13 protein-coding genes are annotated in these 15,454 nt (G+C 57.7%); 11 read left to right on the top strand and 2 right to left on the bottom strand.

Annotated elements, in window-relative coordinates; genetic code table 11:
- Positions 1–144: 144 nt before the first annotated feature.
- Complete coding sequence (locus tag H4J77_RS13260) at positions 145–1,335, top strand: phospholipase effector Tle1 domain-containing protein (protein WP_182248789.1); 1,191 nt, start codon at positions 145–147, stop codon at positions 1,333–1,335.
- A 14-nt stretch (positions 1,336–1,349) separates the two neighbouring features.
- Complete coding sequence (locus tag H4J77_RS13255) at positions 1,350–2,021, top strand: DUF2931 family protein (protein ID WP_182248787.1); 672 nt, start codon at positions 1,350–1,352, stop codon at positions 2,019–2,021.
- Positions 2,022–2,064: 43 nt separating this feature from the next.
- Here H4J77_RS13255 and H4J77_RS13250 read toward each other — a convergent pair whose 3' ends face one another.
- Both H4J77_RS13250 and H4J77_RS13245 read right to left on the bottom strand, forming a co-directional pair.
- Complete coding sequence (locus H4J77_RS13250) at positions 2,065–3,042, bottom strand: alpha/beta hydrolase (protein WP_182248785.1); 978 nt, start codon at positions 3,040–3,042, stop codon at positions 2,065–2,067.
- A complete protein-coding gene (locus H4J77_RS13245; RefSeq protein WP_182248783.1) occupies positions 3,026–4,501 on the bottom strand; it encodes an NAD(P)/FAD-dependent oxidoreductase in 1,476 nt (491 codons plus the stop codon). Before H4J77_RS13245 ends, H4J77_RS13250 begins: the two co-directional genes overlap by 17 nt.
- Positions 4,502–4,600: 99 nt before the next feature.
- Here H4J77_RS13245 and H4J77_RS13240 point away from each other — a divergent pair, with 99 nt between their 5' ends.
- The 9 genes from H4J77_RS13240 to cydC all read left to right on the top strand — a co-directional run bounded on the left by H4J77_RS13240 (position 4,601) and on the right by cydC (position 15,409).
- On the top strand, positions 4,601–5,632 hold the full coding sequence (locus H4J77_RS13240; protein ID WP_123890354.1) for an AraC family transcriptional regulator: 1,032 nt from the start codon (positions 4,601–4,603) through the stop codon (positions 5,630–5,632).
- Positions 5,633–5,772: 140 nt separating this feature from the next.
- Entirely contained in the window at positions 5,773–6,951 is a 1,179-nt protein-coding gene (locus H4J77_RS13235) for an acyl-CoA dehydrogenase family protein (RefSeq protein WP_182248781.1), read from the top strand.
- A 19-nt stretch (positions 6,952–6,970) separates the two neighbouring features.
- Positions 6,971–8,113 (top strand): acyl-CoA dehydrogenase family protein, encoded by a 1,143-nt coding sequence (locus H4J77_RS13230; RefSeq protein ID WP_182248779.1) that lies wholly within the window; start codon positions 6,971–6,973, stop codon positions 8,111–8,113.
- A gap of 248 nt (positions 8,114–8,361) precedes the next feature.
- Positions 8,362–8,721 (top strand): CidA/LrgA family protein, encoded by a 360-nt coding sequence (locus tag H4J77_RS13225; RefSeq protein WP_123890348.1) that lies wholly within the window; start codon positions 8,362–8,364, stop codon positions 8,719–8,721.
- A complete protein-coding gene (locus H4J77_RS13220) occupies positions 8,721–9,440 on the top strand; it encodes an LrgB family protein (protein ID WP_123890346.1) in 720 nt (239 codons plus the stop codon). The genes H4J77_RS13225 and H4J77_RS13220 overlap by 1 nt, the downstream gene beginning before the upstream one ends.
- 238 nt (positions 9,441–9,678) lie before the next feature.
- Positions 9,679–11,082 carry a cytochrome ubiquinol oxidase subunit I gene (locus H4J77_RS13215; protein ID WP_182248777.1) on the top strand — a complete coding sequence of 468 codons (1,404 nt, stop codon included), beginning with the start codon at positions 9,679–9,681 and terminating at the stop codon, positions 11,080–11,082.
- 2 nt (positions 11,083–11,084) lie between these two features.
- Positions 11,085–12,092, top strand: a complete 1,008-nt coding sequence (cydB, locus tag H4J77_RS13210; protein ID WP_123890342.1) for a cytochrome d ubiquinol oxidase subunit II — start codon at positions 11,085–11,087, stop codon at positions 12,090–12,092.
- Positions 12,076–13,755 (top strand): thiol reductant ABC exporter subunit CydD, encoded by a 1,680-nt coding sequence (gene cydD, locus H4J77_RS13205; protein ID WP_182248774.1) that lies wholly within the window; start codon positions 12,076–12,078, stop codon positions 13,753–13,755. The genes cydB and cydD overlap by 17 nt, the downstream gene beginning before the upstream one ends.
- A complete protein-coding gene (gene cydC, locus H4J77_RS13200; protein WP_182248772.1) occupies positions 13,748–15,409 on the top strand; it encodes a thiol reductant ABC exporter subunit CydC in 1,662 nt (553 codons plus the stop codon). The genes cydD and cydC overlap by 8 nt, the downstream gene beginning before the upstream one ends.
- Positions 15,410–15,454: the final 45 nt, after the last annotated feature.

Here is a 15,454-nt window from a genome sequence, read left to right as displayed (position 1 = left end):
AGCAACGCGGCATCGTGCTTGAACTCAGTTGAAAACGTACGACGTTGTCTTGTCATGGAACACCTCAGCTATGGCGGTAAATTTACCACCCATTTCGGTGTCCGGGATTAGTAGACCACTACATTGTATATGGATCAGGCGGATATGCAGATAAATCCTGATGCTCAAAAGGTAAGTATTAAAGTTTACATCGACGGAATTGGCACCTTGAGTGGCGGGGATGACTCCCTTGCTGGCTATGCGTTTGGGCAAGGTGAAACGGGTGTTTTGGAGAGGGTTAAGCAAAGCCCTGCGCTGCTGACGGATAGACTTGACCAGCTGTTGGCCAAGAACGCGAATATTTTGATTGAGCGCCTTGAATTTGATGTTTTTGGTTTTAGTCGCGGTGCCGCGGCTGCCAGACACTTTGCGAATGAAGTGTTGCGGGCTGATGGTGGCGTTATGTCAGGCTATCTCGGGCGTGCGCTTCCGGCTGTCGCTCCAGATTTCTCTTGGTCTAGCCATGTGAACATCAACTTTATTGGCATATTCGATACCGTCGCTGCGATTGCTGATCCTGTGCACGGGCATTTGAGTGTTGGTGATGCCAAAAACCCTGGCGTTAATCTGCAGCTTGCCCGCGCTTGCGCCAAGCAAGTAGTGCACCTTACCGCCGCTGACGAGTATCGGCATAACTTCAGCTTGAATCGGGTTAACTCGAAGTACCACGAAGAACTGGTTTTGCCTGGCGTGCACTCCAATTTAGGTGGCGGGTACCCTAGTGTCATGCGGGAGAGGGTATTGCTCGGTAGGCCGAAATTGGTGCGCGGAAATTACTACTCATTAACCGGTCTAGATAGGGCGCGCCTACAAGCCTCAAGTGCGTGGCAGCAACGTGAAGCTGCGGAGGCAGCGTTTCGAGCTAAAGGTCTGCCGGGTAATGGGCGCTTCATTAAGCAAGAACTTAAACTGTTGCCGAGTAACCAGAGAACGACAGGACAAGGCTCCGAGGGGGATGTCTTGCTGATGTTAAGTATGGATCGACTAGTGCGGGGCGAGCTATCGAGGGTCTCGCTGCGCATAATGCACGCCAAAGCCGTTGATGGAGGTGTGCCGTTCGACAATCTCAACGAGCACGATAGGCGTTTCTCTATCCCTAGTGATCTGCAGCCAATTGCTTCCAAAGTCATTTCGGCTGCAATGGCTGGCCAAAACGCAGTTTTGAGCGATAGCGAAAGGCACTATTTACATGGCCGCTATATACATGCTTCTGCCAACTGGAATGCCCGGTGGGGTTTTTTTCCGAACAAGCCGCGCACTGATAACCAGCGAGCAATTTATGAGGATCAGCAATGAAGAGGCTGTCTGCCATGGGTAAAACACTGATTGCGCTGACACTGCTGATGGCTCTGACCGCGTGCGTTGGCGCGAGTAAGTCGCAGCGCCCGTCTGACGCTGAGCTACCTTACCGAACTTGGGAGATTGGGCTCTTCGCTCCGAACTACATGGAGGTGTGGGTAGAAAGCGTGGATGTAGTGGATCAACGCGGCTTTGCCTATGAGCGCGTGCATGGCGGGACATCTTCTATTCAAAATCCACCGGGAAATAAAGGAAACCCTGCTGGTTGGCCAAGTCGCCCAGGGGTTGGAGCAACTCGGCCCATGACAGGAATTGATTTGCCTCGGCATCTTTTTGTGCGTTGGCAGTCTTTAGTCGAGCCACAAACCTATAACGTACGCCTAGATATCCCTGAGGAGGTTCGTAGGGAGATGTTAGAGCCGCGCGAGGTTTATTGCGCTTGGAGGGATGCTCATGTCACTCAATACCGGAATATCGTGTCGATTGGCCTGGCTCCAGGCGGCGTTGCGAAAGCTTGGCTTAACGGGGGCTGTCTGGATTCAATAGAGATAGGGCGCTTTCAAGGAGTCGTCGAGCCTAAAGGCCCTTATGGCGGCACCTCGGGAGGTGAGTATTACCGCCCGCCAAGCGAGCACGCCCAGCACTACCTCGATACCCACGAAATCCCCTTCGAAAGTTGGTGAAGGAGACCGGCTGGCGCTATAAAGCGCCGGGTCAGAATGAGCGTTAATCCCTCTCTATTGGTGCGGTTGCCGCTATGGGTTTGTTTGTACTGGCTTTGTCTACACGCACAAAATCCACCACGCGATCCAGCGCCTGGTCGGATGCTGTTAGCAGTCCGGTATGCGCCTGAAATACATGCCAGAGTCCCTTGTAGCGCTCCAGTCGCACTTGCACGCCTTCGGCACGTGCTGCTTCAGCCAAACGCAGGCTGTCATTTAACAGCAGCTCGTCTTCGCCTACTTGCAACAATAGCCTTGGTAGCCCTCTGAGCTTGCCGTACAAAGGGGAGACGGCAGGGTCGGCTCTGTCTTGTCCAGGTTGGCAGTAGGCATCACGGGCGAGATCCATCCAGGCTGGATGGATCAGTGGGTCGCCGGCAGCGGGTGTGTGCACCTGCTCACCGGTAAAGTCGGTAACGGGTGAGAAGCACACCAATGACTCGGGCATGGGTAGGCCCAGTTGCTGCAGCCGCTGGGCGGTGACCAGTACCAGATTACCGCCGGCGGAATCACCGGCGATCGTGATGTGCTCGGGGCGATAGCCTCGGGTCAGCAAGGCCTGATAGGCAGCGACGCAATCATCGCGTGCGGCCGGGTTGGGATAGGTCGGTGCCAGCCGGTAATCCAGTGCACAAAGATCCCATTTTCCGCGGCTGAGCAAAGCAGAACACAGGCTTCGGTGAGTCGCGGGTGATCCCAGTATGAAGGCACCGCCATGCAGATACAGCATTACGCGCCCATCGCTACCTTCGGCCGGGCGATGCCATTCGCATGGACGTTCGGCGATGAGGCCGCGACGCCGGCTCACGCCACGTGCCAGTGGCATAATGCAGGTCAAGGCCGATAGCACCAGGCGCTGCATCGCAAGCGGCACGGGTGGGCGAATCAAACCGCGAAAGAAAAGTCGTAGCACGGCGCGCAGAAAGGCGCGCAAGCGCGGCTGTTCTTCTGGTGTGAATTCCTGATCAACGTACGCAGTCATAGTCGCTCAGCCTTGGTTTGCGGGTGAGGTGGCGATAGGCAAAGGTGAAACCGGGCCAGTTCACCGTTTGCTTGCCCTCGGCGGTGAGATACCAGCTGCTGCAACCTTGTGCCCAAACGGTGCGCTTGGCGGCATGCTGAATGCGCTGATTGTAGCTCGACTGTGCTTCAGTTCTGACGTTGATATAGCGCAGCCGACGGCGTTTTAGCGTTTGCAGGCACTGGGATATGTAGCGGAACTGGCTCTCTAGCATATAGATGATCGAGTTATGCCCGAGGTTGGTGTTGGGGCCGTAAAGCATGAACAGGTTGGGAAAGCCGCTGATGCAGATACCTTTGTAGGCCTCGGCGCCGCTTTGCCAGGTTTGGTTCAGATCCTGTCCGTGCAGGCCGGTAATCTGCATCGGTGAGAGAAACTCGGTGGCGGCAAAACCGGTCCCGTAGATCAATACGTCGGCCGGGTAAGTTTGGCCATCGCGGGTCTGCACGCCATCCGCCACGACTCTCTCAATGACCTCGGTTACCAGCGTCACCTTGTCATCCGCCATAGCGGGGTAGTAGTTATTACTGATGAGTACGCGTTTGCAGCCCATGGGGTAATCAGGCGTAAGTGCCGACCGTTTGTGCGGGTCTTTGATGTGCTTGTGCATGTGCTTGAGGGCCGATTTTTCCTCCCGTTTCGCCAGTGCCGGGAAGTAGACAAACGCCAGAGCACGGACTTCGTGGGTGCAGTACTGCCAGACGCGGTCGAGCTGATGCAGCCAGGCAAAGCGTGAGAGGCGAGCGCGCTTCTTATCGTCATATTGTCGATCGTCTTTGGGCAGGACATAGGGCGCGCTGCGCTGAAACAGTGACATGCTGGCGACCAATGGCACTATTTGCGGCACAAATTGAATCGCGGATGCCCCCGTTCCGATGACCGCTATGCGTTTGCCGCTTAGATCTACGTCATGCTGCCAGCGCGCGGAATGGAAGGCGGGCCCGGCAAAGTCTTCAAGCCCGTCGAGCTCGGGCATCACTGGCCTGTTAAGTTGGCCGCAAGCAGTGATCAGGGCGCGGCAGCGCAATTCTTCGCCGTCGATACTGGTCAGGCACCAGAGCCCTTGGCCCTCATCGAAGCGGGCACTTTGTATCTCGCAACCCAGGCGCAGCCTTGAGCGCAGGCCGTATTTGCTGACGCAGTGTTTTATATAAGCGTGAATATCCGGCTGGCGTGCGTACTTGTGGGGCCAGTCGGTGCGAGGCTCGAACGAATAGGAGTAGAGGTGCGATGGCACGTCGCAGCCGGAGCCGGGGTAGTCGTTATCGCGCCATGTGCCGCCAACGTCGTTGGCTTTTTCGATGATCAGAAAGTCGCTGATGCCTGCCTGGTCCAGCTGTATCGCCATACCAATGCCGCCGAAGCCGCTGCCAATAATGATGGCGCTGAGTACGGTGTTGGAGTGATTTTTCTTATGCATTGTTTTCTCCTGTTGCTGCCGCCCATCTTAGCGCTTGTATGGCGTTGCGTTTATGGCATAGTCGGTCATAAAACTGTGAATTTCGGACAGGCTCCCAGCATGCAAACACTTTCTTGGCCAGCGCATAGCCGTATTACCAGCGTGCAACTTTTGGCTCAGTTCGGCACCGATAATGGCCTATCGCTGGATCAGTGTCTGCAAGGCACTGGGTTGAGTGTTTTAGCGTTGGCCAATCCTCAGCAGGAAGCAAATGCCAGTCAGGAGTTACAGCTCATCGCGAACCTGCTGGAGGGTTTATCAGATCAGCCAGCGTTGGGCCTCGCTGCCGGGCAGCGTTATCGTTTGTCGCACTACGGAATTTGGGGATACGCCTTGCTCAGCAGCGGCAGCCTTCGCGAGGCGCTGGATCTGGGGCTGCGCTATCTTGACCTCACTTTTGCCTTCAGCCGGATAGAGTTGCATGTCGAGGCTGATCGCGCTTTTCTGCAGCTTGATGCTCAAGTGCTGCCAAAGGCGTTACACGACTTTGTGCTATTGCGTGATTGCGCCGCCATTGCCTTGATTCAGCGCGAGCTCACCGGGCAGGAATCGCCCTTTGCTGCGGTAGAGCTGTGTTTGCCGATACCTGAAGCGCAAGAGCGAGTGCTTTATTGTGAGGCGCTGGGCTGTGAGCCGCGTTTCGCTCGACCGCATAACCGGATTGAACTCGACCAGCGACTGCTCGACTTGCCATTAGCGGGTGCTAACGCGGCAACGGCGCAGCTGTGTGAGGCGCAGTGCCGACAACTGCTGCAGAGCTACCGGTCGCGTGGCGGCTTGGCAGCGCAAGTCCGTGAGCTTCTGCTCAGCCGGCCCGGACGGGTGCTGGATATGCCGCAATTAGCTGCACGTCTGAACATTGGCGAGCGCACCTTGCGGCGACGGCTGGCGGCAGAGCAAGTCAGCTTCCGTCAGTTGCTGGATGAAAGTCGGCAGGCGCTGGCCGAAGAACTGCTGGCCGTTGAAGGAATGCCCTTGGAAGCCATAGCCCAGCGACTGGGCTATGGTGAGTTATCCAACTTCATACATGCGTTCAAGCGATGGAAGGGCATGCCCCCGCGCCGATACCGTCAACAGCGCAGTGTCGGTTGACGGTTTTGCCTCAGCGCTGTCATCAGTGCAGCTAATGGTTACCCATTCCGCCGACCAAAGGCGGCTCACCCAGAGCGCTGCTAAGAGTATCTTTGTTGATTACTGTGTTCTGTTCCTATCCAACATTAAGGAGAGTACCTGTGGCCGATCTTGATGCCTTCCGCCAGCAAACCCGTGCCTGGCTGGATGAAAACTGCCCACTGAGTATGCGTAAGCCGATGACCAAGGAAAGTGACCAGTGCTGGGGTGGTCGCAACTTCACGTTTGCCAGTGAAGACCAGAAGCTCTGGTTGGAGCGCATGGCTGCCAAGGGCTGGACCGCGCCAGACTGGCCGACCGAGTATGGCGGTGGCGGTCTTTCGCAGGAAGAGCACAAGGTGCTGCGCGAGGAGCTGGCGCGGATCAGCGCGCGTCCTGCGCTGTCGAGCTTTGGGGTGTGGATGATTGGCCCGGCCATTCTCAAGTTTGGCTCTGAGGAGCTTAAGCGTCAGCATTTACCGCCAATCGTTCGCGGCGAGATTCGTTGGTGTCAGGGTTACAGCGAGCCGGGCGCCGGCTCCGATCTTGCCGGCCTGCAGAGCCGTGCGGTTGATGAGGGTGATCATTTTATTGTTAATGGCCAGAAGGTCTGGACTTCCTACGCTGATAAGGCTGATTGGATGTTCTGTCTGGTGCGTACCAACCCGGATGCCAAGAAGCAACTGGGCATCAGCCTGGTGCTGTTTGATATGACCACACCAGGCGTCAGCACCAAACCCATCAAGTTGATCTCCGGTAGCTCTCCTTTCTGCGAGACCTTCCTGGACAACGTGCGAGTTGAAAAGAGTCAGGTGGTGGGTGAGATCAACGCAGGTTGGACGATCGCTAAATACCTGCTGACCCATGAGCGCGAGATGATCGGCGGGATGGGCCGCACGGCCTCAGGACAGAAGACACTGGCGCAGATTGCGGTGGAGTGTATTGGCCTGGATGGCGGCAAGCTGGCGGACGATATGCTGCGCGGTGAAATCGCGCATTGGGATCTGGATGCCAAAGCCTTTGAGTTGACCGCCGAACGAGTGGTTGATGAAGCCAAGGCGGGGCAGGGCGTAGGTGCCGCATCGGCGATGCTCAAGTACTACGGCACTGAGCTGAACAAGCGTCGGCAGGAGCTCCTGGTGGCGCTGCATGGTAGCGACGGACTCGTCTGGGAAGGAGAGGCACACCGCGAGGGTGCGATTGCGCGTAACTGGCTGCGCTCCAAGGGCAACTCGATTGAGGGTGGCACGAGCGAGGTTCAGCTTAACGTCATCTCCCGCAACATTCTTGGGCTCCAGTAACCGGTTAGAGGATTACGTCATGTCAGCATTGGTATTGAACGAAGAACAACAAATGCTCAAGGATGCGGCCAAGCGCTTTATGTATGAAAGTGCGCCGGTCAGTCAGTTGCGCGCCTTGCGCGATAATGAGGACGCAACCGGTTTCTCCCGTGAGTTGTGGCAGGGTATGGTTGAGATGGGCTTTGTCGGCACGCTTATTCCCGAGGCGTTGGGCGGCTCGCAGTTTGGCTACGTCGGTATGGGTCAGGTGTCTGAGCAGGCGGGTCGCAATCTCAGCGCTTCGCCCTTACTTTCGACTGCTGTGGGCGGGGTTGCTGCGTTGCTGTTGGCGGGCTCCAACGATCAACAGCACGCGCTGCTACCCAAGGTGGCTGCCGGTGAGTTGTTACTCTCGCTGGCTGTGGATGAGACGCCTCGGCACAACCCCTCGCAGGTCAGTACCCGGTTGGAGTCCAAGGGCGATGGTTTTGTCCTCAATGGTCGCAAGCAATTTGTGATCGATGGCCATGTTGCCGACAAACTGATCGTCTCCGCGCGCAGTAGTGGTGCCGATAGCGAGCGCGACGGCATCAGCCTGTTGCTGGTCGATCGCACGGCTGCCGGCGTTAAAGTCGAGCGTGTCAGCATGGCTGACAGTCGCAATGCGGCGCTGGTTACCTTTACCGATGTAGCGGTCGCAGCGAGCGATCTGCTCGGCGAGGCTGGTAAAGGTTTCGACGCGCTGGAGTTGACACTGGATGTGGTCAATGGGCAGTTGGCCGCCGAGTTGCTGGGCCTCTCGTTGGAAGCCTTTGAGCGCACTGTGGCCTACCTGCAGGAACGTAAGCAGTTTGGGGTAACGCTTAGTTCTTTCCAGGGGCTGCAGCACCGTTGCGCGCATTTGTTCAGCGAGCTGGAGCTGGTCAAATCGGTTGTACTGAAAGCGCTGATGGCGCTGGATGAAGGCGATGAAGATGCCTCCATGCTGGTGAGTCTGGCCAAAGCCAAGGCATCCGAAGTGGCTGAGCTGGCGACTAACGAGGCGGTGCAAATGCACGGCGGCATGGGGATGACCGATGAGTTTGATATCGGCTTGTTCATGAAGCGCGCGCGTTGCGTGCAAGCCCTGTTTGGTGACTTTCGCTATCACGCCAACCGTTTCGCCCTGCTGCGAGGTTATTGAGCAAAATACAGCATAGGCTCGAGTCCCGGCGCCAGGCCAGCTATGCTGGTGCCTTGGTAAAACCTGAGGAACCCCGCATTGATGATTTGGTGCGGGGTTCTTTAATATTGGTCTGACCATTTTTGTCTTTTGGGTGCTGCTGCTCTGGTTGGGCATCCTGCCGTTTACCAATTACTACGAAGGCAGGGCTAGGCACCCCGCGCTTGACTGGTTAACCTTGCTAGCACTTTGGCTTGAAGGACCCGACCATGCTGTTACGCGGAATGACCTGGCTGATCTTTTTTCAGCTGCTGGGGACAGGACTCAATGTCCTGCTGTTGCCTATTTTGCCGGGGCCTATCATCGGTATGGTACTGATGGTGGCTTATCTTTGCCTGCGCGGAGAGGTGAGTGAGTCTATTAGCCTGGCGGCCGGCGGCTTGTTGAAATATCTGCCTCTGATTCTGGTACCGCCAGCCGTCGGGATCATGGCCTATGGCGCCGAGATCGCGGCGGACGCGACCGCAATCCTGCTCACCCTGGCCATTTCGCTGGCGATCAGCTTGCCGTTTTGTGGTTGGTTGATGCAACGCATGATCCTGCGGCAGCAGGGCAGGGATGATTCGTGATGGGTAGCCTGCAAGAGGCCTGGGCGGCCATTCTCAGTCATCCTCTGTTCTGGGTCGGCATGACGCTGGCGGCCTACCAGTTCGGGCTGGCATTGTATGAAAGGACCAAGCTGGCAGTATTCCACCCGGTGCTGGTTTCCACGCCGGTGCTGGTGCTGCTGATTTGGCTGGCGGGCGAGGATTACGCACATTATCGGGACGCTGTCTCACCGTTGCTGGTGCTTCTGGGGCCTGCGACTGTCGCTCTGGCTATACCGTTGTACCTCAACCTGCGCCGGATTCGCAGTTTCTTCTGGCCCGTGGTGGTGTGTCTGCTGGTGGGCGGTGCCTTTGCTACTCTGATGGCGATTTTGCTGGCCTGGTTGCTGGGCGCTGAGCCCATGATCATGATGACCTTGGCACCCAAGTCTGTAACCTCGCCCATTGCCATGTTGGTTGCGGAGCAAATTGGCGGCGTTGCCGCGCTGGCAGCGGTCTTTGTGATGTTTACCGGCGTGCTCGGTGCGATCTTCGGCCCTTGGCTGTTGCGTATCTGTGGGGTCGATCATCCTGCCGCCTGGGGTATGGCGATGGGGATGACCGCTCACGCGGTAGGTACCTCGCGAGCACTGGAAGAAGGTGAGGAGGCTGGCGCCTTTGCGGCCTTATCGATGAGTCTGATGGGGATGGCGACCGCGCTGTTATTACCGCTCGCCGTCTCGTTATGGACTATGCTTTGAGTCAGAGATGTTTTGGCCAGCTTTGTTGGGTAAGTGATCGCTCCCGATCCTGATTGCGTCTGATACATATCAGGCGCTTGCCTGCGGCAATTGGTCCGTTCCTTTATTGATCTATGTCAAGCAAACTGCAATCTGGAACATTCCAGTCTGTTGCGGAGTCACAGCCAGAGTCCCTGTCGCTTACCACACTCTGTTAAACGGATAACCGGCGTCATAATTCCCAGAAGGAGCAGTACGCATGGAATTGGATCCTCTCCTGTTGTCACGCATGCAGTTTGCGTTCGTCGTGTCCTTTCACGCCATCTTTCCGGTGTTCAGTATTGGTCTCGCGACCTTCATCGCCTTCTTGGAAATGCTTTCATTCAAGACCGGTAACCCGGTTTGGGAGCGCTTGTCCAAGTTCTGGGTGCAGGTGTTTGCGGTGGTATTCGGCATGGGCGTGGTGTCGGGTATCGTCATGTCCTTCCAGTTCGGTACCAATTGGAGTAACTACTCCTACGCTGCGGCCAACTTTCTCGGGCCGATGCTCAGTTATGAAGTAATTACTGCCTTCTTCCTGGAAGCCGCCTTTCTCGGCGTATTGCTGTTTGGTCGTAACCGGGTACCCAAAGGATTGCATTTGTTTGCCGCTTGCATGGTGGCGCTGGGCACCATGATCTCGACCTTCTGGATTCTCTCTGCCAACAGCTGGATGCATACGCCAGCCGGCGTCGAGCTGCGCGATGGCGTGTTTTTCGTGACTTCCTGGAGTGAGGCGATCTTCAATCCATCCTTCCCCTATCGTTTGGCGCACATGGTGCTTGCCTCGTTCCTGACGGGCTCCTTTGTGGTGTCGGGGGTGAGTGCCTGGTATCTGCTGCGCGGCCGCGAGGTTGAAGTGAACCGCAAAGCGCTATCCATGTGCCTGTGGCTGATTCTGATTCTTGCGCCTACGCAGGCGGTGGTCGGCGACTTCCATGGTCTTAATACCCTTGAGCATCAACCGACCAAGGTTGCGGCGATGGAGGCCAACTGGGAGACCTCATCGGGCGTGCCATTGCTGCTGTTTGCCTGGCCAGACAAGGAAAGCCAAAGCAATCTCATCGAGATTGGTATACCCAAGCTGGCGAGCCTGATCCTGACCCACGACATTGATGGTGTGGTACCTGGGCTCAAGGACGTACCTGTGGCTGAGCAACCCGAGGTGTCGCTGGTTTTCTGGGGTTTCCGCGTGATGGTCGGCTTGGGGCTGCTGATGATTGCCACTGCTTTTGTTGGTTTGCTGCTGCGCTATAAGCAGCGTTACTGGCAGACGCCCTGGTTTTTGCAGGGCCTGCGGCTGATGAGTATCACGCCCTTCATTGCGGTGCTGGCGGGTTGGGTCGTCACCGAAACCGGCCGATCGCCATGGTTGGTGTATGGAATGATGACGCACGCTGAGGGGGTTACGCCTTCACTAACGGGTGGTATGGCGCTGTTTACCCTGCTGGGCTACATCACGGTTTACTTGATGATCTTCAGTGCAGGCCTGTATTACCTGATGCGCGTATTGCAAGACGGTCTGGAAGTCGACGCTCTGCATGGCGAGGAGGACGATGATGTGCATCGGCCCTCACGTCCGCTGTCGGGTAGTGACGTGACATTCGAACACAAGGGGGCCTGAGCATGGAATCGCAAATCTTTGATCTGTCGATGATCTGGGCGATGATTATTGCCTTCGCGGTGATCATGTATGTGCTGATGGATGGCTTCGATCTGGGCGTCGGGATGCTGTTTCCGTTTGCCCCGGATGAAGATGCCCGCGACGTGATGATGAACTCGGTAGCGCCCGTCTGGGATGGCAACGAAACCTGGCTGGTGCTGGGTGGCGCTGGCCTGCTCGGGGCGTTTCCGCTGGTTTACTCGATCCTGCTACCGGCTTTGTACATTGGCGTCTTTTTGATGCTCGCGGGTCTGATCTTCCGTGGTGTGGCGTTCGAGTTTCGCTTCAAGGCGAAAACCTCACGCTATCTGTGGAACTGGGCCTTTGCCGGCGGCTCCTATCTGGCTGCTTTTGCCCAGGGCGTGGTGGTTGGCTCCTATATTCAGGGGTATAAAACCGAAGGGTTGGTTTACGCTGGTGGCGCCTTTGACTGGCTTACGCCTTTTACCGTGATGACCGGTGTAGGCCTTATGGCAGGCTACGCGTTGCTGGGTAGCACCTGGCTGATCATGAAAACCGAAGGTTATATCCAGCAGTGGGCCTACCGGGTTGCGCCCTGGTTGTTGGCTGCAGTGTTAGGTGTGTTTGGCATTATCAGTATCTGGACGCCGTCGGTGGACCCAAGTGCCTATGAGCGCTGGTTCTCTATGGTGCGCTGGATCTGGATATTCCCGCTGCTGGCGCTGTTCTTTGCCTATCAGATATGGAGTGGGCTGCGTAAACGCAAGGAAGTGGTACCGTTTTTGGCCACCATGGCGATGTTTTTCTCTACCTATTTTGCCTTGCTGTGGACCCGCTGGCCTTACGTTATTCCGCCCAATTTCACCTTGTGGGATGCCGCCTCGGCGCCGGGATCACAGCTGTTCCTGTTACTTGGGATGCTGTTTGTAATTCCGATCATCCTCGCCTACACGGCCTGGACCTACTGGATCTTCCGCGGCAAGGTGCGCGTGGGTGAAGGCTATCACTGAGTCTGGTCGCCGCAGTCGCAGCTGGCTGCGGCAGCAGGGGCTGGCTGTCAGGGGCTTGCTGCGTGCAGCGGTGCTGGCGGGGGTGCTGCAGACCCTCGCCATCATTGTACAGATGGGTTTGATCGCCTGGCTGGTGCATGCACTCCTGATTGTTGGGCTCCCTTTTACTTCTTTGTTCTGGCCGGCAGGCGGTTTGCTGCTGGCGATAATACTACGCGCGTTTGCTCAGGCCGCTCAGGAGCGCTGCGGCCAACATGCCAGTGCCAGGGTGCGACAGCAGGTACGTGAGCAGTTGGCTGCAGATTGGTCGTTACTTGGTCCGGTGCGTTTGGCCGATCGCTCCAGTGCGATGCTGACCAATCAATGGGTCGAGCAGGTCGAAGCCCTTGATGGTTATTACGCGCGTTATCTTCCGCAGCAGTGGCTCGCACTGCTGTCTCCTTTATTGATCCTGCTGCTGGTGTTCTGGCTTGACTGGCTCGCGGCGCTGTTTCTGTTGCTGGCGGCACCGCTGATCCCTCTGTTTATGGCGCTTATTGGCATGAGTGCGGAAAAGATCAGTCAGCAGCACGTGCTGGAGGCTGGGCGGCTGGCCGGGCATTTTCTTGATCGAGTACGTAGTCTTACCAGTCTGCAGCTGTTTGGTCAGACCGGGGCGGCCACAGCTTCGATTCGGGACGCGGCCGAGCGTTATCGTTCGGTAACCATGCGCACCTTGCGTGTGGCATTTCTGTCTTCTGCCGTGCTGGAGTTTTTTGCCTCGGTGGCGATTGCAGTAGTGGCGATGTACATCGGCTTCGGTTTGCTCGGTTATATAGATTACGGGCCAGCGGGGCAGTTGACGCTGTTCTCCGGCTTGCTGATCCTGCTACTTGCGCCCGAGTTCTTCCAGCCACTGCGCAGTCTGGCGCAGTCCTATCACGATCGCGCGGCCGCGCTTGGCGCAGCCGATGGCATGGCTGCATTACAGGTAGAAGCCGCCAGTGTGGCGCGTCCGCAAATGGTCGTGTCCGGTTCCGATGATAGCCTGGTGCAGATTAGCGGTCTGTCGCTAGACTATCCGGGCCGAGATCGGGCGTTGGACCAGGTTTCACTGGATATCCGCCGTGCTGAAGTGGTCGCGTTGGTTGGTCCTTCCGGGTCAGGCAAGTCGAGCCTGCTGCATTGTCTTGCCGGCTTCGTCACGCCGACGACAGGTGCTATCAGTCTGTTTGGGCAGTCGCCCGGTCAGCAGCCGCTGGCGTGGTTAGGCCAGCAACCCTTTTTGATCAAGGGAAGTTGGGCCGAGAATCTGCGTCTGACTGCACCGCAAGCGGATACCTCTGTGCTGTTGCAGGCGATTGAGGCGGTCGGCTTGAGCGCTCTGTTGGCCGCGCAACCACAGGGACTGGACACGCTGCTGGGCGAAGGCGGGCGAGGCCTTTCGGGCGGGCAGGCGCAACGCTTGGCATTGGCACGGGTGTGGCTGTCTGATGCTCCGCTGGTGCTGTTGGACGAGCCTACGGCCAGTTTGGATGAGCATAGTGAGGGCGCGGTCATTGTAGCGCTAAGGGCGCTGGCGGCGTCTGGCAGAACGCTGGTCATCGCTACGCATCACCCGAGCTTGATGGCGCTGGCCAGTCGACGCTACCACTTGGAAAAGGGGCGCCTGGCAGATGTCTGAGTTGAAGCCCTGGCTGGCCTTGATGATGCAGCGGCGTATGCGGCTGTTGCTGGGCGCCTTGCTGATGGCGCTGACGCTCTTTAGCGCGATAGGGTTGCTGGCGTTATCTGGCTGGTTTATTACCGCAACCGGGGTGACTGCACTGTTGTGGGCGGCAGGGCAGAAGGTGATGTTTGATATCTACATGCCGGGTAGCGGTATACGCTTCTTCGCGCTGACCCGCACAGTGGCGCGCTACTCAGAGCGCGTTTACAACCACAACACGGTACTCAGCCTGCTGGCAGATTTGCGCGGTCGGCATTTTGCTGCGCTGACGCTGCTTGATGGCGCGACCCTCAGTCGCCTGCGCGCTGCGCAGTGGTTAAACCGTCTGACGGCAGATATCGATACGCTGGATACGCTGTACCTGCGCTTGCTGGCGCCGCCTTTGGTGGCGCTGCTCGGCATTGTGCTGGTCTGCGGCTTGATCGCAGTCTTCCATGTGTCGCTGGCACTCATTGCCGGGGCAATGCTGCTGTCCTTGTTGCTTGCGCTGACCCTGGGTATGGCGCGTTTGGGTTTGCACTACAGCGCGCGACGGGTGGAGCAGTTGGACGCGTTACGCGTGCTGGCGGTAGAGCAACTGCAGGGGCAGGCAGAGCTGGCGGCGGCGGGCGCCATTGAGCGACATCGACAGCACTTGCTGGCAGCCAGCCAGCAGATGCTGAGCGAACAGCTCGTGCTGCAGGGGCGTGTTGCCTGCGGGCAAGCACTGGCAACACTGGGAGTAATGAGCACGGTAGCTGTGTGCCTGTTCGGCACGATCCAGGCTTATGCCGCTGGTGTGTTATCCGGGCCGGTGATGGTGATGATCCCGCTGGCGCTGATGGCCCTGAGCGAGGGCTTTGCCGGCCTGCCGTCGGCCTTCGCTCAGGGCGGCGCTACGCGCGCTGCTGCGGCGCGCTTGAATCAGCAGGTAGCTATGAGCAGTCGTCTGGTCGAGCCGCTTGATCCTGCGTCCGTGCCTTCCGAGCTAACACTGCATTGGCGGGACGTAGGCGTTCGGCACGCCGGTCTGCAGGATTTTGATCTGGTGTTGCACTGCGGCGAGCGCCTAGCGTTGATCGGGCCCTCGGGTGCTGGCAAGTCCACGCTGGCAGCACTGGCATCACGTTTGATCGATCCGGACTCCGGCATGGTCAGTGCGGGCGCTGCTGACCCAGGCGGGGTATCGCTGCAGGCGCTTTCGCTGGAGCAGTGGCGAGCCAGGGTTGGTTATCTGACGCAGCAGACTGAACTGCTGCACGACAGCATCAGTGCCAACCTGCTGCTGGGTAACCCGGCAGCCACCAAAGAGCAGCTTTGGGCAGTGCTGGAGCTGGTAGATCTAGCGGATCTGGTCGATGCAATGCCAGCCGGTATGAATACCTGGGTGGGTGAGTCGGGTAAACAGTTGTCCGGTGGTGAGGGGCGTCGCCTGGCGTTGGCGCGCGTGCTGCTCAAGGACGCGCCGATGGTTATTCTCGACGAGCCATTCAGTGGTCTCGACGCCGCTACCCGAGACCGCGTCAGTGCGCGCCTGGAGCCTTGGCTGGCGGGTCGCACTGCCTTGTTTCTGGGGCATGACGCTGCACTGCTGCCCCGGTCTGACCGCGTAGTGCTGCTCGGCGGCTAGTTCGTCTCTTGTCTTTTTCTCTTGATCTTTAATGCCTGCTACTAA

The organism is Pseudomonas sp. 5Ae-yellow, assembly GCF_014077575.1.
In the GTDB taxonomy this organism is placed as follows: domain Bacteria; phylum Pseudomonadota; class Gammaproteobacteria; order Pseudomonadales; family Pseudomonadaceae; genus Halopseudomonas; species Halopseudomonas neustonica.
Note: the sequence above shows the minus strand (reverse complement) of the source record. Positions and strands in the feature narration are given on the sequence as shown.